The 18516-nt window shown below is 64.7% G+C and carries 14 protein-coding genes and 10 pseudogenes; 10 read left to right on the top strand and 14 right to left on the bottom strand.

What is annotated here, in order from left to right:
* Position 1 precedes the first annotated feature (1 nt).
* Positions 2–136, bottom strand: a pseudogene (locus PCS43_RS32870) (enoyl-ACP reductase); the annotation flags it as partial.
* Positions 137–344: 208 nt separating this feature from the next.
* On the opposite strand from PCS43_RS32870, the gene PCS43_RS32865 reads away from it, so the two are divergent.
* From PCS43_RS32865 to PCS43_RS32845, 5 genes and pseudogenes are all read left to right on the top strand, one after another.
* A complete protein-coding gene (locus PCS43_RS32865; protein ID WP_270923241.1) occupies positions 345–971 on the top strand; it encodes a hypothetical protein in 627 nt (208 codons plus the stop codon).
* Positions 968–1117 carry a hypothetical protein gene (locus PCS43_RS32860; protein WP_156423079.1) on the top strand — a complete coding sequence of 50 codons (150 nt, stop codon included), beginning with the start codon at positions 968–970 and terminating at the stop codon, positions 1115–1117. Before PCS43_RS32865 ends, PCS43_RS32860 begins: the two co-directional genes overlap by 4 nt.
* Positions 1118–1132: 15 nt before the next feature.
* Entirely contained in the window at positions 1133–1633 is a 501-nt protein-coding gene (locus PCS43_RS32855; protein WP_058037220.1) for a hypothetical protein, read from the top strand.
* Positions 1525–2106 (top strand): annotated as a pseudogene (locus PCS43_RS32850) (pyridine nucleotide-disulfide oxidoreductase); the annotation flags it as partial. The gene PCS43_RS32855 and the pseudogene PCS43_RS32850, both read left to right, overlap by 109 nt.
* 27 nt (positions 2107–2133) lie before the next feature.
* Positions 2134–2545 (top strand): annotated as a pseudogene (locus PCS43_RS32845) (arsenate-mycothiol transferase ArsC).
* A gap of 56 nt (positions 2546–2601) precedes the next feature.
* On the opposite strand, the pseudogene PCS43_RS32840 reads toward PCS43_RS32845, so the two are convergent.
* Both PCS43_RS32840 and PCS43_RS32835 read right to left on the bottom strand, forming a co-directional pair.
* Positions 2602–2775: pseudogene (locus PCS43_RS32840) on the bottom strand (glyoxalase/bleomycin resistance/dioxygenase family protein); the annotation flags it as partial.
* Between the two features lie 78 nt (positions 2776–2853).
* The gene (locus tag PCS43_RS32835; protein WP_058037222.1) at positions 2854–3966 is read right to left on the bottom strand and encodes an NDMA-dependent alcohol dehydrogenase; all 1113 of its coding nucleotides are present in this window, start codon (positions 3964–3966) and stop codon (positions 2854–2856) included.
* A 214-nt stretch (positions 3967–4180) separates the two neighbouring features.
* Between PCS43_RS32835 and PCS43_RS32830 the strand changes: the two genes are divergently transcribed.
* Positions 4181–4489, top strand: a complete 309-nt coding sequence (locus tag PCS43_RS32830) for a transposase (RefSeq protein WP_058037223.1) — start codon at positions 4181–4183, stop codon at positions 4487–4489.
* A 9-nt stretch (positions 4490–4498) separates the two neighbouring features.
* Here PCS43_RS32830 and PCS43_RS32825 read toward each other — a convergent pair whose 3' ends face one another.
* On the bottom strand, positions 4499–5944 hold the full coding sequence (locus PCS43_RS32825; RefSeq protein WP_058037236.1) for an aldehyde dehydrogenase: 1446 nt from the start codon (positions 5942–5944) through the stop codon (positions 4499–4501).
* A 364-nt stretch (positions 5945–6308) separates the two neighbouring features.
* Here PCS43_RS32825 and PCS43_RS32820 point away from each other — a divergent pair, with 364 nt between their 5' ends.
* Positions 6309–7250: a helix-turn-helix domain-containing protein gene (locus tag PCS43_RS32820; protein WP_161121793.1), complete on the top strand. Its 942-nt coding sequence runs from the start codon at positions 6309–6311 to the stop codon at positions 7248–7250.
* Here PCS43_RS32820 and PCS43_RS33595 read toward each other — a convergent pair.
* The 3 pseudogenes from PCS43_RS33595 to PCS43_RS32815 form a co-directional block, all read right to left on the bottom strand.
* Positions 7247–7405 (bottom strand): annotated as a pseudogene (locus tag PCS43_RS33595) (IS630 family transposase); the annotation flags it as partial. The gene PCS43_RS32820 and the pseudogene PCS43_RS33595 sit on opposite strands and share 4 nt — an antisense overlap.
* 204 nt (positions 7406–7609) lie before the next feature.
* Positions 7610–7717 (bottom strand): annotated as a pseudogene (locus tag PCS43_RS33590) (integrase core domain-containing protein); the annotation flags it as partial.
* 4 nt (positions 7718–7721) lie between these two features.
* Positions 7722–7937 (bottom strand): annotated as a pseudogene (locus PCS43_RS32815) (IS30 family transposase); the annotation flags it as partial.
* Positions 7938–7986: 49 nt separating this feature from the next.
* On the opposite strand from PCS43_RS32815, the pseudogene PCS43_RS32810 reads away from it, so the two are divergent.
* A pseudogene (locus tag PCS43_RS32810) lies at positions 7987–9038 on the top strand (IS3 family transposase).
* Positions 9039–9086: 48 nt separating this feature from the next.
* Here the strand turns inward: PCS43_RS32810 and PCS43_RS32805 are convergent.
* The 7 genes and pseudogenes from PCS43_RS32805 to PCS43_RS32775 all read right to left on the bottom strand — a co-directional run.
* A pseudogene (locus PCS43_RS32805) lies at positions 9087–9358 on the bottom strand (helix-turn-helix domain-containing protein); the annotation flags it as partial.
* Positions 9292–9864 (bottom strand): annotated as a pseudogene (locus tag PCS43_RS32800) (DDE-type integrase/transposase/recombinase); the annotation flags it as partial. The pseudogenes PCS43_RS32805 and PCS43_RS32800, both read right to left, overlap by 67 nt.
* Positions 9865–10083: 219 nt before the next feature.
* Positions 10084–11244, bottom strand: a complete 1161-nt coding sequence (locus PCS43_RS32795; RefSeq protein ID WP_058037228.1) for an acyl-CoA dehydrogenase family protein — start codon at positions 11242–11244, stop codon at positions 10084–10086.
* Positions 11245–11249: 5 nt separating this feature from the next.
* Positions 11250–12029, bottom strand: a complete 780-nt coding sequence (locus tag PCS43_RS32790; protein ID WP_058037229.1) for an enoyl-CoA hydratase/isomerase family protein — start codon at positions 12027–12029, stop codon at positions 11250–11252.
* A gap of 2 nt (positions 12030–12031) precedes the next feature.
* Positions 12032–13696 (bottom strand): long-chain-fatty-acid--CoA ligase, encoded by a 1665-nt coding sequence (locus PCS43_RS32785; protein ID WP_058037230.1) that lies wholly within the window; start codon positions 13694–13696, stop codon positions 12032–12034.
* A 10-nt stretch (positions 13697–13706) separates the two neighbouring features.
* Positions 13707–14882 carry a thiolase family protein gene (locus tag PCS43_RS32780; RefSeq protein WP_058037231.1) on the bottom strand — a complete coding sequence of 392 codons (1176 nt, stop codon included), beginning with the start codon at positions 14880–14882 and terminating at the stop codon, positions 13707–13709.
* On the bottom strand, positions 14879–15730 hold the full coding sequence (locus PCS43_RS32775; protein ID WP_058037232.1) for a CoA transferase: 852 nt from the start codon (positions 15728–15730) through the stop codon (positions 14879–14881). Before PCS43_RS32775 ends, PCS43_RS32780 begins: the two co-directional genes overlap by 4 nt.
* A gap of 101 nt (positions 15731–15831) precedes the next feature.
* Here PCS43_RS32775 and PCS43_RS32770 point away from each other — a divergent pair, with 101 nt between their 5' ends.
* Both PCS43_RS32770 and PCS43_RS32765 read left to right on the top strand, forming a co-directional pair.
* On the top strand, positions 15832–16452 hold the full coding sequence (locus PCS43_RS32770) for a TetR/AcrR family transcriptional regulator (protein ID WP_058037233.1): 621 nt from the start codon (positions 15832–15834) through the stop codon (positions 16450–16452).
* 565 nt (positions 16453–17017) lie between these two features.
* A protein-coding gene (locus PCS43_RS32765) for an IS3 family transposase (RefSeq protein ID WP_156423082.1) occupies positions 17018–18165 on the top strand; the annotation gives its coding sequence in 2 pieces (ribosomal slippage) (positions 17018–17285 and positions 17285–18165; 1149 coding nt in all).
* Positions 18166–18516 lie beyond the last annotated feature (351 nt).

Here is an 18516-nt window from a genome sequence, read left to right as displayed (position 1 = left end):
CTTAGACGCGCTCGACCTCGAGGGTGAACCCGTCGGCGGCGGCCAGTCGTTCGGTGAGCGCATCGCCCATCGCGGCGGCCGGGGTGAGGATCCCGGCCCGTTCGGGCAGCGTGTCGAACGCCAAGGCGAGGCCAGATCCGTTCTTCCTGCTTGGTGAGTATGCGAGATCGGCGCGACCTCGCTCCGCACGTCAAGCCTGTCGACCACGAAGGCTGGCTATCTCTCGTGCTGTGCAACCGGCCGCGTGTGACTGTTTCGAGCAAGATGGGGTCATGACACGCGAGTGGCGGAGTGACGAGGTCTTGCATGGGCAGGGTCTACCGGCTGGCTGGATCGAGGATCGAATGGGTCAGCCCTTCTCCGGCACGGTCCATTCGATTTTCCCGGGTGGGTTTGAGGCGTACGCGCGGATCTTCCACCCGGCGGTCGTGTGGAATGGCCAGGAAGCAGAATCTGTGTCCTGGTCTGACGTTGCGGTATCCGGGGGGCTCACCGTTCATCCGCAGATGCAGTGGGAGTCGATCTATCGGAAAGGTGTCGACTCGGCACTTTACGTCGATGACCTGCCCGCGATCGGGAGGCTTGCACCCGGTCTGCGGCGTGAGCTTGCCGCAATGCTCGCGGAGTTCACGACCTCTCGAGAGTGTTACTTCGCTTTTTGGGAAGGCAACTTCGATGAGACGCAGATCAGCTCCGCCCCAGGTCTCGAATCGACTTCTGGGAGGCGCTACCACGTCTTCCTTGGTTCTTTGTCGAGAGCTGGCCACACCTTCGCTGGTGAGTCGCCGAATCTGTGGTGGCCCGCGGACGGCGAGTGGTTCGTGTCGACGGACATCGACTTGATGAGCACGTTCGTCGCCGGTTCGGAACGATGCATTGAGCAGATTCTTGATTCCTCCACGTTGGAGGCTTTGCGGGCAGATCTTGGACATGGCATTACGGTGTCGAGCGACACCGTTAATCCGCGGTGAAGTCTGCCGCCGCCCGCTACACCCAGGTGCCCGCGGTCCCTGTGGACGAGGTGCACCAGGCCACCATCGACCGTGAGGCAGCCATGCAGGACCTCGCGGACTGGCTCACCGCGCTCGCCGCGATGCACTCCGGCGCAGCCGCGTAACCCGGCCTCCGCAACATGGAGACCGACCGCGCCTTCCTGGCCGCCCGGATCCACGACACCCACCAGTTTCCCTCGCTCGTGACCAGCTCATGTGACCCGTTCACGTGCACCTTCGTCGCGGACGCTCTCGCGACCAAGAACGTCACCCTCACCGTCACGATCGGCGCCCGACGGTTCGACGTCGGGCCCGGGCGATGGGATCCCGCCGCCTCCGGGACCGTCGCGACGGTCACCGTGCCGAGCACCGACAGCGCAGGTGCACGCCGGCACGTGGAATCGCACGAGCCGGAGGCATGGGCCCGCGCGGTATTCGCCGAGTTCGACGACGCCGCACTGTGGATCTATCTGCTCGGCGACATTGACCCGGACACCGGACACCGGACATCCCGAGCGGGGCCTGGTCGCCTACCGCGGACGAGTTCTGCGGCGCGGACGTCGTTGTGGTCGGTGGCGGCAACTCCGCCGCCCAGCTCGTCGCCGAGATCTCCACCGAAGCCGCGGCCACGATCTGGGTGACCCTGCGGCCACCGCGGTTCCTGGCCGACGGTGTCGACGGGCGGGTTCTGTTTGAGGTCGCGTCCCGCCGCGCCGCCGCCCTGGCTGCCGGGCACTCCGACCCGGGAGGTGTCGCCGCTCTCGGCGACATCGTGATGGTCCCGGAGGTTCTCGCGGCGCGCGATCGCGGCGCGATGACCGCGCGACCGATGTTCGATCGACTCACCGACGACGGCGTCGCCTGGGGCGACCGCTATGAGAATGCCGATGTGATTCTGTGGGCCAAGGGTTTTCGGCCCGCGCTCGGGCATCTGCAGCCTCTACGACTGCGAGGCGCGGATGGCACCGTGCCGACAGTGGGCACCCGCGCCCTGAAGGAGCCGCGGCTGCATCTGCTCGGCTACGGCGACTGGACGGGTCCCGGATCGGCCACCATCCTCGGCGTCGGCCGCACAGCGAAAGCTGCGGTCGCCGAACTCGATCCCGACGACTGACCCACCACATCTGAAAGGGATCCGAAGATGAGCACACCGTCTGTGCTGTTCGTGTGCGTGAAGAACGGCGGCAAGTCGCAGATGGCGGCCGGGCTGATGCGCGCTGCCGTCGGCGACACCGTGGGTATCCACTCCGCCGGAACGAAACCCGGGCACCGCTATCAATGCCATCTCCGCGCAGGTGCTGGCCGAGGTCGGCGTCGACATCACCGGCGAGACCCCGAAACCGATCGACCCGGACCTACTTCAAGACGTCGACCTGATCGGCACCCTGGGCCGCGAAGCCGAGGTCGTGCCGCCGTACGGGACGGCACTCGAGAACTGGAACACCGACGAGCCATCCGAACGAGGAATCGACGGCATCGAGCGAATGCGACTGGTCCGCGACGACATCGCCGTCCGCATCGCTGATCTCGCCACCCGCCTTCGCCGTCCCTGAAGACCCGTGTCGGCCACCTCGACGTGGGGCGGCCGACACGGGAGGTCGTGCGGGGTTCAGCAGCAGGAGCTTCCGGCGGCAACCGGTTCCTTCTCGCCTGTCGAGCCCTCGGCGGGCGCGGCAGTACCGCAGCACACGCCGCCCTCGGAGCTCTGCGGGCCATCGAGGTGCTGCGGGCTCGACCCGAGGGTCTCCGAGTCGGCGAGGACGGTGTAGACCTCCCACTTCTCCCGCGGCCGCGTCAGGGCTAGATCCTGTGATATCCACATACCCTTCATTCGTTGTGGATAAACGTTGGTCGTTTCCGATCAATGATTGTGGGTGATGATTCCGCGGATGTTCTTGCCGTCGAACATGTCTCGATACCCTTGGTTGATGTCGGCAAGTTTGTACTCGGTGGTGACGGTTTCGTCGAGCTTGAGTTGACCGTTGCGGTAGAGGCGGAGAAGCCGGGGGATGTCGGCGCGGGCGTTGGCTTCCCCATAGAGGCTCCCAACGAGACGCTTCTGGAGCAGGGTGAAGGTCATGAGTGGGATGCTGGCCGTGGTTTCGGCGGCGGGCGCGATTCCGGTGAGAACTGCGGTGCCGGCCTTGCGGACGAGTTCGAGGGTCTGTCCGATCATGTCCCGGGTGACGACTCCGACCGTCAGGATAGCGGAGTCCGCCATGACTCCGCGGGTGAGATCGGCAGTGAGGGCGGTGGCTTCTTCGAAGCTGGTGCAGAAGTGAGTTGCGCCGAGGCCGAGGAGGATGTCCCTCTTGGTGTCGACGATGTCGACAGCGATGATGTTCTCGGCGCCGGCGATACGGGCGCCCTGGATGGCGCCTGATCCGATGCCGCCGCAGCCAATGACGACGACGGTGTCGCCGGGTTGGACTTCGGCGCTGTTGACGGCCGATCCCCAGCCGGTGGTGACGCCGCAGCCGAGGAGAACCGCACGGTCGAGAGGGAGGTCGTCATCGATCTTGACGACGGATTCCTCATGCACCGTGCCGTACTCGGCAAAGGTACCCAGGAGTGACATGGCGCCGACGTTCTGGCCGCGGGCACGGCGGCGGTATGTGCCGTCGAGCATGGTGCCGCCGAGGATGTGGGCGCCCATGTCGCAGAGATTAGAATGTCCGGTCGCGCACCACCGGCAGCGACCGCAGCCAGGGAGGAATGAGCAGACGACATGATCGCCCGGTGCGAGGCTGGTTACGCCGGGGCCGACTTCCTCGATGACGCCAGCGCCTTCGTGGCCGCCGACGGTGGGCAGGGCGATGGGCATGTCGCCAGTACGTGCGTGGTCGTCGGAGTGACAGAGGCCGCCGGCGACGTAGCGGATGAGAACTTCGCGTTCCCTGGGTCCGTCGAGTTCGACTTCCTCGACGCTCCAGTCCTGGTGTGAGCCCCAGAGCACGGCGGCGTTCATCTTCATGGTTGTCCCTATCGATCTAGGTAAATGGGCATTGACCCCGGTCACAGTCGATTGTGTTGCGTCACATTTCGGTAGGATTGAACGACAGTGCCATCTGGCTGAATGTCCGCGCCACGTTCGGGACTGTCCCCACTTCGGTTGACTCGCCGACCTGCCCCAGGGCTTCTTACCCATTTCGGTGTGAAGATCGAGCCCTGCTGAGAGGCTTCGATCAATGCCCCGACCGTATCCGCCGGAGTTCCGCTTCCGGGCCGTCGCACTCGTCCGTGCCGGCAAACCGATCACCACCGCTGCCACGGAGCTCGGCATCAGCGCTGGTGCTCTGCACAACTGGGTTCGCCAGGACCAGATCGACCGCGGCAAGCGCCCCGGGGTCGCGACCCTAGAGAGCGCGGCGCTGGCGAAGGCCAACAAGCGCATCCGGCAAGGAACGATGATGGAGTCGTTCTGGTCGTCGATGCAGATCGAGGTGCGGACAGAGCACCGCCCGGTCGACACGTCGGTGCCGACCGGGCGGGTATGAGTTTCTTCTCTAGGTGGTAGCGAAGTACACGGACTGGGTCTGCAGGCAGGCGTCGAGTCCCTCGGGGCCGAGTTCGCGCCCGAGTCCGCTTGCCTTGATCCCGCCGAACGGTGCGACCGGGTCGAGCATGAAGTAGTTGATACCGACGGTTCCGGAGCGGACCCGGCGGCTCAGTTCTTCGCCTCGCTTCTCGTCCGAGGTCCAGATAGTGCCCGCGAGACCGTACTTCGTGTTGTTGGCGATCCGAACTGCGTCGTCGACGTCGTCGTACGGGATCACGGCGAGCACAGGCCCGAAGATCTCTTCCTGGGCGATCGTGCTTTCGGGGCCGACATCCGCGAACAGCGTGGGTTCGACGAACCACCCCTTGGCTAGCTCCCGAGGTCGTCCACCGCCTGTGACGAGTCGGGCACCCTCTTCGACGCCCTTGGCGATGTAACCCTCGACACGAGCACGATGGCGCGCCGAAACGAGGGGGCCGATCTGTGTCTGCGGGTCGAGGGGATCGCCGACAGAGGCGCCGGATACGAGCGCGCAGAGCACGTCGAGGGTCTCCTCGTACCGTGAGCGCGGTACGAGGATGCGTCCGTTGGCAACACAGGTTTGCCCGTTGTTGAGCAGTGCGATCTGGAAGAGCCCTTCGAGGTTCGACATCAGATCGGCGTCGTCGAGAATGATCGCGGCCGACTTGCCGCCGAGCTCGAGCGTCACCGGGCGCAGCAGATCGCCGCACGTGGCGGCGATCTGCCGGCCGACGGCGGTCGATCCCGTGAAGGTCACCTTGTCGACCCCCGGGTGGGACACGAGGTAGGAGCCAGTACTCGCACCACCCGGCACGATGTTGATCACGCCGTCAGGGATGCCGGCGCTCTGCGCGGCCTCAGCCATCACGTACGAGTCGAGGACCGTCTCGGGGCTCGGTTTGAGCACCACCGTGCATCCGGCGGCGAGCGCAGGAGCCATCTTGAATGCCGTCACAAGGTTGGGGTAGTTCCACGGCACGATTGCCGCGACGACGCCGAGGGGTGTCCGGCGAACCTGCGCGCGTCCGCCGAGGAGCCCATGACGGGTTTCCTCGACGTCGGTGATGCGGACGAGATCCGCGTAGTAGCGGAAAACGGTTGCCGGGAGCGCGGACTCGAGCATCGCCGCGGTCGTGATGGGCATTCCGTTCTGCTGCGAGACCCGTCGGGTGATCTCGTCGGCGCGCGCCTCGAGCTCGGTTGCGAACTGCTCAAGGACCCGGGCCCGCGCCCGAGGCTCCCATGTCGACCAACCTTTCGGGTCGTCGAAGGCGCGGCGGGCGGCACCGACGGCTGCATCGACGTCAGCCGGCGACGCCTCGGGCGTGCGGCCGATCAGCTCTTCGGTTGCCGCAGAGTGTATTTCGATCACCGATGTAGATGCAGTTGCGGCGAGCTTGCCGCCGATGAACAACGAGTCGTATTCGAGCATGGAGTCCTCCGTGCGCTTGGTTGTCACATGTCGTGCTGCCTCGGATGCCCATGCCGCCGTACGTGTCTCGGTCGACATCGTTGGGTCCGCCGTGTTCGATGCTCCGGTCATGGTTCGCTCCTCGGAGCTGTACAGGTGGTCGTCCTCATGGTTTCCCTATCGGTCCAGGTGTGGGCATCAGCCTCGGTCGCTATCGAGTGTGCTGAGTCACATTCCTGTACGCTTGTACGACAGCGCCAGTTGACTGAACGAGCACGCCATACCGGATCGGACAATCTGTGTGCCCTAGCTCCGACGACTGGCGCGAGGATCGATGGCAGGACATGCGGAGGTAACTCGTTTGTTGACTACCGGAGCGCTCGACGTGGAGAGCATTTCAGCGACCGATCGCGCGACCCAATGGGAATCGGCAACCTCAGCGTTCGGCTTCTCGCTGGCGATGGGTGCGGTCGCCCCTGAGGCCCCGTTCCATCGCGAGTACCTGCGCCGTCGGTGGATCGCGGAGCTGGCACTCGTCGATCTTCAGTGCGGCCGCTCGTCGGCGGCACGTACGACCAGCACGATCGCCGACAGCGATCAGCGGTACATGATCTTGTTGATGATCGAGCGCGGTGAGGAAGTGGTAGCGCAGGGCGGCACGAGGACGGCGCTGCGGCCGGGCGACGCGCTCCTATGGGACTCCACCCGCGCCGCGCGCTTCGACATCCAGCGCAACCTCCGCAAGCGGCTGTTGATGATCCCCGAGCGGGTATTCGAACCAATGCAAGCCGTCGTCCCTCAGGGGGACAGATTCGTTAGCTCGCCCGCCGCGCGACTGCTGATGAGCTATCTCGATTCGCTCTGGGTCGCACTGCCGCAGCTCTCATTGCAGGCAACGATATCGGCGCGCAACGCCACACTCGAGCTGATCGAGGGCGCATTGAGGCCCGGAACCGATCTGCCGGTGAGCGGAACCATTCCGGCGCTGAGGACATCAATGGACCGGTGGATCGACCAACACCTGGCAAGGCTCCACATCACCCCGACGGAGGTCGCGGCCGCACATGCGGTGTCGGTCCGCACGGTTCATCGGGTGTTCGCCGAGACTGGCGAAACTTTGGGGAGTGCGGTTCGGAGGCGCCGCCTCCTCCGCGCCCGGGCGGATCTGGCGGCAACGGATCTGTCTATCTCCTCTATTGCGGCACGCTGGCAGTTCTCAGATGCCAGCCATTTCACCCGGTCGTTCAAACTGCAGTTTGGGCTGTCGCCCACTGCCTACCGGGCAGACGCGCGGCAGGGCGAAGCGTCGGAGGGGGAAGGCTTCTAGTGTCCTGAGTCATTGATTGTTTTATTGACTCGGGTGCAGTAGGCCGCGGATCACATCCGCGGTCTTGGTCCACACGAAGGGTTTCGGGTTCGCGTTCCACACCAGGCGCTGACGTCGTCTTCGAGGATCTGGACGCTGTGGTGCGATGACGTCCTATCGCGCATGTCGCGAAACGATTGGGTCTTGTAGTAGCCGTACCGGCGATCGACAAAGAGGCGGTCGACCTCGATGCGCGCCGATCTCAGTCGAGGATGTACGGGCGATGACGGTGGCCATGAAGGGCCAGCGTCCCGAGCAGTGATCTTCCATACCGATCGCGGCACCCTGAACCGTGCCGGGTTCCTTGCCGCTCCTATGCTGGCGACAACTCCGGTTGGAGAGTGGATCGCCTCGAACTCTTCGGGCGTGATGTAGCCGAGGGTGCTGTGGAGCCGGCGACTGTTGAACCAGTCGACCCACTTCATCGTGCCGAACGTTGCCGGCGAGCCGTTCCTGCACGTACTCGCGCAACGCATCGCTGCCCACCAGCTTCGCAACCTTCGGACGTTGGCGGCCTGTTGCGCCTTCCACTGCGCCGCCAGGGACCTGCTATCCGCTTCGGGTCGCCGCGTTGCGGCGCAGCTCACGTGAAATCGTTCCCGGGTCGAGTCCGATTCTGGCGTGTCCCCGGTGAATGAGTTCGCCCTGTTCTAGAGTCCTGTGGCCCAGAATCGGGTCAGAAGGGACGATGAAACACATGGCTGGCCGGAAGAAGCACTCCGCAGAGGACATCGTGCGCAAACTGCGCCGTGCGGACGAACTCGCTGCCGCTGGCAAGACGAATGACGAGATCGCCGCCGACCTCGAGGTGTCGTCGGCGACGTTGTACAACTGGCGCCGCTCGTACGGCGGCATGGACGTCGACGCCGCCAAGTAACTACGCGAGTTGCGGGAACAGAACAGCCGGCTCAAGCGACTGCTCGCCGAGGCCGAACTGGAGATGGACGCCCTGCGAGAGGTGGCGAAGGGAAAATTCTGAGCCCGGACGCCAAGCGCCGTGCCGTCGACATGCTCAAAGAGGTGCTGAGCGTGTCCGAGCGGCTCGCGTGCAAGGCGGTCGGGCTCGCCCGCTCCACCTACCGCCGGATCCCGCTCGCACAGACGCCGGCCGACCCGGACGCCGGCCTGCGGGCATGGCTGCGGACGTATGCGAAGGGCTATCCGTGTCACGGGTTCCGGCGCGCGTGGGCGGCGCTCCGCTTTGACGAGCACCGGGAGGTGAACAAGAAGAAGGTGCACCGCCTGTGGCGGGAGGAGGGCCTGCAGCGACGGGTCCACAGTGCCCGCAAACGAGCGGGCATCTCGTCGTGTCCGACGGTGGAGTCGGACGCACCGAAGATGGTGTGGGAATTGGACTTCCAGTTCGATTCCACGGTCGACGGGAAGTCGGTGAAGATCGCGTCGATGATCGACGAGCACACCCGTGAGTCGCTGCTGAACATTGTGGAGCGGTCGATCACTGCCGAACGACTCACCCGGGAGTTGGAAGCGTGTTTCGCGGCGGCGGGTGGCTCACCGAGGGTGTGGCGGATGGACAACGGACCGGAGTTCATTTCCCAAGCGCTGCAATCGTTCTGCGCGGGAAGGGTGGGGTTGGCGTACATCCCGCCTGGGACGCCGTGGAACAACGGGTACATCGAGTCGCTCAACAACCGACTGCGCCGGGAGTGCCTGGGCTACCTGACCCCGGTCGAGTACGCTGCCCGATGCAGTCACCGGTACTTGCCGGTGGGCTGTGAGATCGCCTGAGATCGGTATCAATCACAACCTGGCTCTGGAACCGGGTGGACCGACTATCGGGGACCTGCCAATTCGGCGGGCGATCTTTCGGACCCCGAAGTCCTGGGCGCGCAGTAGAGCGCGATCTCCTCGCGTTCGGCGAATGACAGGTAGCGGCCCGTGGGGTCGTCCAGACTGATCGGTGGCATCCCGCCAGCGTGATGGAACCAGCGGGAGCCGACCGGCCATGACACGCCAACAGCGTCCGCCGCCTGCAACGTCGTCACGCCAGAGGCGATCCGCCGCCAGAAATCCCGCTGCACCGCACGCGACGGGCCCGGCGATCGCATCGGTGGCTGCAACGCCCGATCCGCCGCCCACTGCCGCCGCGCACCCGACGGCGCCTCCGGCATCTGCTTCCCACCACCCCCCATCGCGCACCTCCGTGATTGAGGTGTTGCGACGACCGATTGAATCCGTCCTGACTGCCGGCATCGCTGTGATGAATGAGCCCGTCGGCCACGGCATGGCCACCGTGGTCGCGGCGCCCCAACGCCATCTTCAACGCCGTGGTGACCATGGGGGTGTCCTTCACGCTCGATGCGTGCCAGCCGACGATCGTGCGGGAGAAGCAGTCGATCACGAACGCCACGTAGACGAACCCGGCCCACGTTCGGCAGTAGGTGAAGTCGGTGACCCATTTCCGGTTCGGCGCCTCGGCGGTGAAGTCCCGATCGAGCAAGTCTGGCGCTCTCCGACTGTCCTTGCCGCCGAGCGTGGTCCGGTGCCGGCGGCCGCGGACGACACCGGACAGGCCCTCGGCGCTCATGAGTCGGTCGACGGTGCAGGCGGCGACCTGGTAGCCGCCCAAACTTATCGCGTCACGTTCGATGTGCCAATGTTCGGCGACGAGCATTGGTCCACGATGCCACTCCTGTGGCTTGCGCCGAAAAAGTGGGCGACCCGCACGGCCTGTCGATCGTTAGTCCTGGGGACGGTCTCGAGTGACCCCGCGGCGAGCGCCGTGGTACGGCCGATGTCGCCCGTCTGTGCGCCGATGGTCTGGCAGCTGCGATCACAGCGACCTACCGATGAGTTCCTTCATGATCTCGTTGGTTCCGCCGTAGATCTTCTGTACCCGTGCCGCGGCGTACATCTGGGCGATCGGGTACTCCATCATGTAGCCGTAGCCGCCGAAGACCTGTAGGCAGCGGTCGATGATCTCGACTTGCTTGTCGGTTCCCCACAGCTTGGCCATCGAAGCCGTCGCTGGATCGAGGGTGCCGTCGATGTAACGCTGGATGCAATAGTCCATCAGCGTCTTACCGGCGAGGACGTCCGTCTTGCATTCCGAGAGCACGAACTTGGTGTTCTGGAAGTCCAGGATCGGCTTGCCGAAAGCGAGCCGCTCTTTGGCGTACTTGACGGTCTCAAGTACCGCGGCCTCGGCCATCGCGATGCCAGCCACACCTATGATGAGGCGTTCTCGCGGCAACTGCTCCATCAGCTGGATGAAGCCCTTGCCCTCTACGCCGCCGAGCAGGTTCTCTGCGGGCACACGCATGTCGGTGAAGGAGACCTCTCGCGTGTCCTGACCGTGCTGGCCGATCTTCTGCAGCACGCGGCCTCGCTCGAACCCCTTGAGTCCCTCGGTCTCGGCGACGAACAGCGAGATTCCCTTGGCCCTGAGTTTGGGGTCGGTCTTCGCGACGATAACAAGCAGGTCGCAGTGAGACGCGTTGGAGATGAAGGTCTTGGACCCGTTGATCACGTACTCATCGCCATCCCGGGTCGCGGTCGTGCGCACAGCCTGCAAGTCGGACCCAGTACCGGGCTCGGTCATCGCGACGCCGATCACCATCTCGCCGCTGGACATCTTGGGGATCCACCGTCTCTTCTGCTCGTCGGTGGCATAGGCGGAGATGTAATGGGCGACGATCGTTGAATGCACGTTGAATCCGAAGGCTGTGTCGTGGGCCAGGGCCAACTCCTGCTGGACGACAGCCTCGTGTCCGAAATTGCCTCCGCCCCCGCCAAACTCATCTGGAAGCCCCAGGCACAGCAGTCCGGCGGAGCCCGCCTTTGTCCAGAAGTCACGGTCAATCTGATGATTCTCGGCCCAACGCTCCTGGTTGGGGGTGGCTTCCCTTCTGAAGAACTCGGCCGCGTGCGTCCGTAGTGCTGCCTGATCCTCGGTCTCCCACGGGGAGCGGTATTCGGGGAACAACTTGCTCATAATTTCTACCTTCCGGTGAACTCGGGTGTGCGCTTGCGCAGGAAGGCCGCTTGGCCCTCGTGGCTGTCTGCGGAGTGCACGGACACGTGGAAATTGCGCCTCTCATGCTCGAGGCCTTGAGACAGAGACGTCTCGAACGCGCGCAGTGCGGCATCCTTGGCCAGGGCAACCGCGAGTGGCGAATTCTTCGCGATGCGCTGTGCCATGGCGAGGGCGTGGGCGCCCGCTTCGCCGTCGGTGACCACCTCGGCGACCAGTCCCGCGGCACAGGCCTGCTGGGCCGAGCGGGAGTCGCCGGTCAACAACATCGCCATAGCTTTCGACTTGCCGATGGCTTGGACCAGCCGCTGGGTGCCGCCGCCACCTGGAATCACCCCGAGCTTGACCTCGGGCACCCCGAACTCGGCCGATTCGCCCGCGATCACAATGTCGCACGCCAGCGCCAGCTCACAGCCGCCGCCGAGAGCCAGGCCCTCCACTGCGGCGATCACCGGCTTCGGGAAGGTGCCCAGGTCAGCCCAGATCTTGCCGCCCAGTGCCTTTCGCTCGCCGAGCAGCGAATCGGCGCGGATCTGGTCGAAGGCGCTGATGTCCGCGCCGGCGCAGAAGACCCCGTCGGAGCCGGTCAGGACTACTGCGCGAACCGCGTCGTCGGTGCGAATGCTATCCAACTTAGCGTTGAGTGCGGACAACAACTCCTCGTTGAGTGCGTTCTTCGCCTGAGGCCGGTGGAGCGCCAGCACCACGACAGGGCCCTTGCGGGACGACACCAGGACATCGCTCATGACTAGGCCTCCTTGTAGATATCGGCGTGCTCGGCGCGCATCGCCTTCTTATCGAGCTTGCCGACACTGGTGCGGGGCAGCGCGTCGACGAACAGGACTGTGTCCGGCAGCTGCCACTTCGCGAACTTGCCGGCAAGAACGCTGTTGATCTCCTCGAGCGTGAGCTCCGCCCCGTCCACAGTGACGACAAGCACGACTGGGCGCTCCTGCCACTTCGGGTGGTCGACGCCGATGACAGCCACCTCCTGAACCTTCGGATGGCCCATGATCGCGTTCTCCATGTCGATCGAGGAGATCCACTCGCCGCCGCTCTTGACGACGTCCTTGATGCGGTCAGTGAGCTTGAGGTAGCCGTTCTTGTCGATCCTCCCGACATCCCCAGTCCGCCAGTAGCCGTCGAGGAAGTGCCCGCCGTCGTCGGCGAGCTTGTGGTACCGCTCAGTGATCCACGGCCCCCGTACCAGGATCTCGCCCTGGCTTGCCCCGTCGTGAGGTAGATCCTTGCCTGCGGCGTCGACGATCCGGATGTCGATGCCAGAGACGGGAAGGCCCTGGCAACGCTTGAGGTCCCACGCCTCCTCAGTGGAGAGCACCCCGCGCAGAGAAGGCTTGACCGGACCGTTCACCGTGACGATCGGCGTGGTCTCGGTAGCGCCATAGGCGTGGATGACGTCCGCGCCAGCGATCTCGCGGAAGTCGCGCATGAGCGACAGCGCGGGCTCGGTGGCGCCGGAGAGCAGTCGCGCGCGGCTGAGGTCAGGGGCGACTGCGAGGGTTTTGATGTAGTCCATCATCGGCTGGAAGATCGCGGGCGCGCCGTTGGCGACCGTCACCTGCTCGGCGATAATCTCGTCGACCAGCACCTTGGTGTCCTCGGCCAGGTACCGGCCGGGAAGCACGATCTTCGCAGCAACGTAGACGGCGGCCTGCGGCAGACCCCAGGACTGGCCGTGGAACATTGGCGTGATGAGCATGACGCAGTCGTCGCTGCGCATGCTGATGGTCGCGGCGAGAGAAATCGAGTGCAGGTAGATGCCGCGGTGCGAGTAGAAGACGCCCTTGGGACGGCCCGTGGTACCGGTTGTGTAACAGGCACTATAGGTGGAAGTCTCGTCAACTGTCGGCCAGTCGATCTCACTATCGGCAGCGGCCATCAGATCCTCAAAGTGATGAGTGTTCGGCAGCTTGGTGTTGATCGAGGACATCGGCTTGTCCGTCATCACCACCCATGCCCGCACCCCGGGAGCGTGCGGGGCGAGGGCCTCGGCGATGGGTAGCAGGCTCTCATCAACCAGCACCACCGAGGCCCCGCTGTGTGTGGCGACGTGGCCGAGGTCCTCTGGCGACAGCCGCAGATTCATCTGCAGCATCGCAGCGGCCAGGCCCGGGATCGCCCAGTACAGCTCGAAATGCCGTTTGCTGTTCCAATCGAGGATTCCAACTACGTCTGCGGGGCCGACACCGAGGCGGGCGAGCGCGTTGGCGGCCCTCTTGATTCGGCTGTACGCGTCGGCGTAGGAGTAGCGGTCCCAGCCACCATCCGGGGTTCGGAAGACGATCTCCTGCTCCGGATAGGTGCGGGCCGCGTGCCGGATCAGGCTGGTGGTGTTGAGTTGGTAGCTGTCACCGTGCGTCGACGGCAATCCCTTGACGATCTCGGTAGTCATGGCGTACCTCTCAGATTCGTTCGATGATGGTGGTGTTGGCGGTGCCGTGGGCCTCGCAGATGGTTTGCAGGCCGTATCGCCCGCCGGTTCGCTCCAGCTCGCACAGCAGGTCGGTGAGCATCCGCGCGCCGGTGGACCCGAGCGGGTGACCGAGCGCGACGGAGCCGCCGTTGACGTTGAGTTTGTCGTCGTCAATGCCGAACTCGCGCTGGAACATCAGCGGGACGCCGGCAAAGGCCTCGTTGACCTCGAACAGGTCGATGTCCGCGGCGGCCAGCCCGGCGGCGGCGAGGGCCTTGTGGGTCGCGTCGAGTACCGCGGTGAACTGCACGACGGGGTCGGCCGCTGCCACCGTCAGCGCACGGAACCGGGCTCGGGGCCGCAGGCCGTGCTCGGCGGCGAACTCCCGGTCCGCGATCAGCAGCGCGCCTGCCCCGTCGCTGAGCTGGGAGGAGTTCGCGGCCGTGGTGCGGCCGTCTGTGGTGAATGCTGCGCGCAGCGAAGCGATCTTGGCCGGATCGAGATGCTCGCGAATGCCCTCGTCTGCGTCGATCACCGGGCCGGATGGATCGTGCGGGTCGGCGGTGATCGGCACCAGTTGCGCCCGGAAGCGTCCAGCACGCGTTGCGGCGAGCGCGCGCTCGTGACTGCGGATGCTGAACGCGTCCAGGTCCTCTCGGCTCAGGTTGAACTGGAAGTTCATCAGCTCGGACGAGGGCCCCTGCGCCAACAGTGCGCCGTCGTAGCGGGCCAGCTCGAGCGGGCCATACTGCGGGCCCAGGGGTGCACCGGGCTGGAACGCGGAAGGCATCGACACCTGCGACATCGACTCGACGCCGCACGCGATCGCCAGTCGGTAGCCGCCCGCCATGACGCCGTGCGCCACGAAGGTAACGGCCTGCTGGCCGGATCCGCACTGCCGGTCGACCGTAACGGCTGGAACCGACTCGGGGAGTCCCGCCGAGAGCACCGCGTGCCGACCGATATTCGAAGACTGCTGGTCATGCTGCAGCACGCAGCCCGCAATAACATCGTCCAACAGCATGGGATCGATATCATTGCGGTCCATCAGGTTTCGTAGCGTGTGGCCGAGTAGATCGACCGGGTGCCACTGACTTAGCGCACCGCCGCGCTTGCCGACGGGCGTGCGGACGGCGTCGACGATGACCGCTTCTCGGATGCTCATGCGGGCTCTCCCTTTGCTTGCATGTAGATGCCGACGAGCGGGATGTCCGCGTCTGCGGCCAGGCCCTCCCAATCGGCGGTGGTGCGAGTGACAAACGCGCTCGCCAGTTGGTCCTGCCGGTGCTTCGCGCCGAGCAGTGCGAGTGCACGGTCCCGGAAGTGCGGCTCCAGTGCACCGAGCGCCACGTGTCCATCTGCGCTGGCATAGATCCCGTAGCTGGGTATCGCCCCACCCAGTGGCGTGCCGGGGCCCATCAGTCCGTATCGGACAGCCGCTCCTGCGTCAGCAGCGGCCTCTTCGAGGACGATGCGCCGGCACTCTCCCCGGCCTGTCCGCGCACGGCCCATCAGCGCTAGCAGCGCGGCCGAAACCGCCCGCTCCGCACCGACAACGTCGGCTACCGGCACCGTTGGCATGGTCGGCGGAGTCAGGGTTCCGTGCGCCGCCTGGTATGTCAGGTCATGGCCAGGCACCTCAACGAATTCTCCGTCGTGGCCGACGATCTCGACGAGAGACAGCGCCGGAAATTGCTGCGGGAGCTTGTCAAGACCCAGGCGGGCAGACGCTGATGGCCGCATGGCGGTGATGAGTACATCCGCCCACGAGAGTTCGATCTCGAACGCCGCTCGCTGTTCCGCGCTTTTGAGATCCAGCCTGACCACAGTCTGGCCGGACGCGAGATCTTGGTACCACTGCGGCGCCATCGAGGCCAGCGGGTCGCCCGTCGGCGGCTCTACCTTGATCACTTCCGCTCCGAGTTCACACAGCCGCGCAGCTGCGAGTGGACCGGGCAGATTGACGGCGACCGAGACCACCCGCACGCCCGACAGCGGCAAATCCTGTGACAACAGCCACTCCCTTCGTCGCTGTACTACTGTACAGTTATTGAGCCAGATGTAAAGCGGTTGGTGTGATCCGTATAATCGCGATTCATGAAGGGTGAAATGCCGTGACGGACCCGCGCGCGAGCTTCAACGACCTCACAGCGAAAGCGAAGATCCGCAATGCGGCTCTGGATCTATATGCCGAACGAGGCGAAGACCGCGTATCGATGCGAGCTGTCGCGGCGGCCGCCAACGTGACCGTCGGACTGGTTCAGCACCACTTCAAGACTAAAGACGGACTGCGAAACGCTGTCGAGCAACTGATAGTCGACTATCACGCGCAGGCTCTCGCTGACACTCCCCGCGACGGTATGCCCGCTGAGGTGGCGGCGGCTCGAGATCAGGCAGTCCGGACAATGCTTGAGGACCATCCACCGGTCGTCAACTATCTAAGACGCGCCTTGCTCGACCTGGCGGCGGGCGAGGGTAAACTGCTTGCGCGCCTGACAGAACTGAGTCGCAACGAGGTGGCCAAGTTGCGCATGGCGGGGATCGCCTCCACCAGCAAATCTGAGGCGGAGCAGGTGATAGGCCTCATGATTCGTCAACTTGGACACCTGTTCCTGCAGCCCATGGTCGACGCGATGTGGAATCAGCTATCGGGTCCGGACATGGCGGAAGCATCCAAACCATCACTGAAAGTCGAGACCGAGACCCGGCGGACGGAATCTGACGAACTTCGATGAGGCGGATTCATGCGGTCGTCGCAACGAGCAACACTGCGAGACGCTCGGCTGGAGTATGCCAGTCGAGCGTCTCGCGGTTCGTTAGGTGATCGAGCGGGCCAGCGCGGCGGGTAGTTCTCGAATCCTGGCGGCCATCGCGGCGTTGACATGTTCGGCGGAGTGACCGTCGGGCAGGTGGCGCAGCAGAGTGAAGGGTAGATAGTTCGTCGGGACGCATGGCATCTCCGGGGCCCGATAAGAAGGTCCCTAGGATCAGGCAGCCCCCTCGACAGCTCACCTTCGGCCGCCCTCCACAACGCCTGGTTGGTAGCTAGTTTGGACCGTTTCGGGCGGGTGCTGCCGGCCGCGCGGTTTATGAGGTTCACGGTTGTATCGGTGCAGCCCTGTCCGATCGGGTGTTCTTGCGCAGATCGTAGAGAACACGGTCGCCTCCTATGGCGCCGGAACGAAACAACGTCGATGACCAGGCTATCTACATTTGGCGCATCTGGCATGTTCCCCATGAATGAGACCATGCGGTTCTAGAGTCCTGTTGCTCCACTTCGGAGCCGGAAGGACGATAGAGATCATGGCTGGACGGAAGAGGCATTCCGCAGAGGAAATCGTTCGCAAGCTGCGCCGGAGCGACGAACTCTCCGCGGCGGGCAAGACCTCCGAGGAGATCGCCGCCGCGCTCGAGGTGTCGCCGGCGACACTGTTCAACTGGCGCCGCCAGTACGCAGGAATGGACACCGACGCAGCGAAGGAGCTCAAGGAACTGCGGGAACAGAACGGCAGACTCAAGCGACTGCTCGCCGAGGCAGAGCTTGAGAAGGATGCGCTGCGCGAGGTCGCGAAGGGAAAATTCTGAGCCCAGCGGCCAGACGCCGCGCCGTGGACATGCTCGTCTCGACTATGAGCATCTCGCAACGGGCGGCGTGCAAAGCCGTTGGGCTCGCCCGATCGACGTACCAACGCACGCCGGTGGCGTTGACACCGGCCGATCCTGACGCCGAACTGCGGGCCTGGTTGCGTTCCTACGCCACCACGCACCCGGTGCACGGGTTCCGGCGTGCATGGGCGAACCTGCGCCACGACGAGCACCGTCACGTCAACAAGAAGAAGGTGCACCGCCTCTGGCGGGAGGAAGGCCTGCAGGTCCGCATCCATCACCCACGCAAGCGCGCCGGCCTGAGCTCGGTCCCGCAGATCGAGGCCGATGCACCGAAAGTGGTGTGGGCATTGGACTTCCAGTTCGACTCCACCGTCGACGGGAAGGCGGTGAAGATCGCGTCGATGCTCGACGAGCACACCAGGCTGTCGGTGCTGAACATCGTGGAACGGTCGATCACGGCGACTCGGCTCGTCGCCGAGCTCGACAAGGCGTTCGCGTTGTGGGGTGGTCCGCCGCGGGTGCTGCGCATGGACAATGGTCCGGAGTTCATATCGGTTGCATTGCAACGGTTTTGCGGTGACCGGATCGGGATCTCGTACATTCCGCCGGGTACTCCGTGGATTAACGGCCACATCGAATCATTCAACAACCGGCTGCGAAGGGAATGCCTCAACCGGAACCACTGGACGAATCTGCTCGAAGCGAGAGTCGTGATCGGGGACTTCAAGGACGACCACAACCACCGACATCGCCACTCGTCTCTCGGCTATCTGACTCCGGCCGAGTACGCTGCCCGATGCACCCACACGCACCAACCAGTGGGTTGCGAGATTGACTGAATCAATCAGAACGTGGCTCTAAGACCACACGGCCCGAATATCGGGGACCTGCCACATCCGCTGGCCCGTTGAGTCAATCGTGCCGCCGTAACTGGCGGTGCGGCGAAGCATCGTCCGTAGCACCAAGGTCTGGCTTGCTTGGCCCCTGCACAGCCCCGGGTGTCGGTGCTGTTGTGGGGTTGGCGGCGTGTTGGGGTGTGTGGGGTGTGGTGCCGGTGCCGGTGCCGGTGCTGGTGGTGGGGGTGTTCGGTGGGGTGATCGGGCGCGGTGGGGAGGGGTCGGCGGGTGCTCGGTGCGGATTTTGAATTGTGTTGTGCCGCAACGGATGTTTTGAATGCTGTTGTGGTGTTG

Origin of the sequence: Rhodococcus sp. C-2 (assembly GCF_027854095.1) — a bacterium.
Classification (GTDB): Bacteria; Actinomycetota; Actinomycetes; order Mycobacteriales; family Mycobacteriaceae; genus Rhodococcus_F; species Rhodococcus_F qingshengii.
Note: the sequence above shows the minus strand (reverse complement) of the source record. Positions and strands in the feature narration are given on the sequence as shown.

Excerpts from the sequence above, each read along its gene's own strand:
- PCS43_RS32835 (WP_058037222.1), bottom strand. The coding sequence starts at position 3,966 with ATGAAGATGAACGCCGCCGTGCTCTGGGGCTCACACCAGGACTGGAGC.
- PCS43_RS32790 (WP_058037229.1), bottom strand. The coding sequence starts at position 12,029 with ATGAGCGATGTCCTGGTGTCGTCCCGCAAGGGCCCTGTCGTGGTGCTG.
- PCS43_RS32825 (WP_058037236.1), bottom strand. The coding sequence starts at position 5,944 with ATGCTCGAATACGACTCGTTGTTCATCGGCGGCAAGCTCGCCGCAACT.
- PCS43_RS32865 (WP_270923241.1), top strand. The coding sequence starts at position 345 with ATGGGTCAGCCCTTCTCCGGCACGGTCCATTCGATTTTCCCGGGTGGG.
- PCS43_RS32795 (WP_058037228.1), bottom strand. The coding sequence starts at position 11,244 with ATGAGCAAGTTGTTCCCCGAATACCGCTCCCCGTGGGAGACCGAGGAT.
- PCS43_RS32855 (WP_058037220.1), top strand. The coding sequence starts at position 1,133 with ATGGAGACCGACCGCGCCTTCCTGGCCGCCCGGATCCACGACACCCAC.
- PCS43_RS32830 (WP_058037223.1), top strand. The coding sequence starts at position 4,181 with ATGCCCCGACCGTATCCGCCGGAGTTCCGCTTCCGGGCCGTCGCACTC.
- PCS43_RS32780 (WP_058037231.1), bottom strand. The coding sequence starts at position 14,882 with ATGAGCATCCGAGAAGCGGTCATCGTCGACGCCGTCCGCACGCCCGTC.
- PCS43_RS32785 (WP_058037230.1), bottom strand. The coding sequence starts at position 13,696 with ATGACTACCGAGATCGTCAAGGGATTGCCGTCGACGCACGGTGACAGC.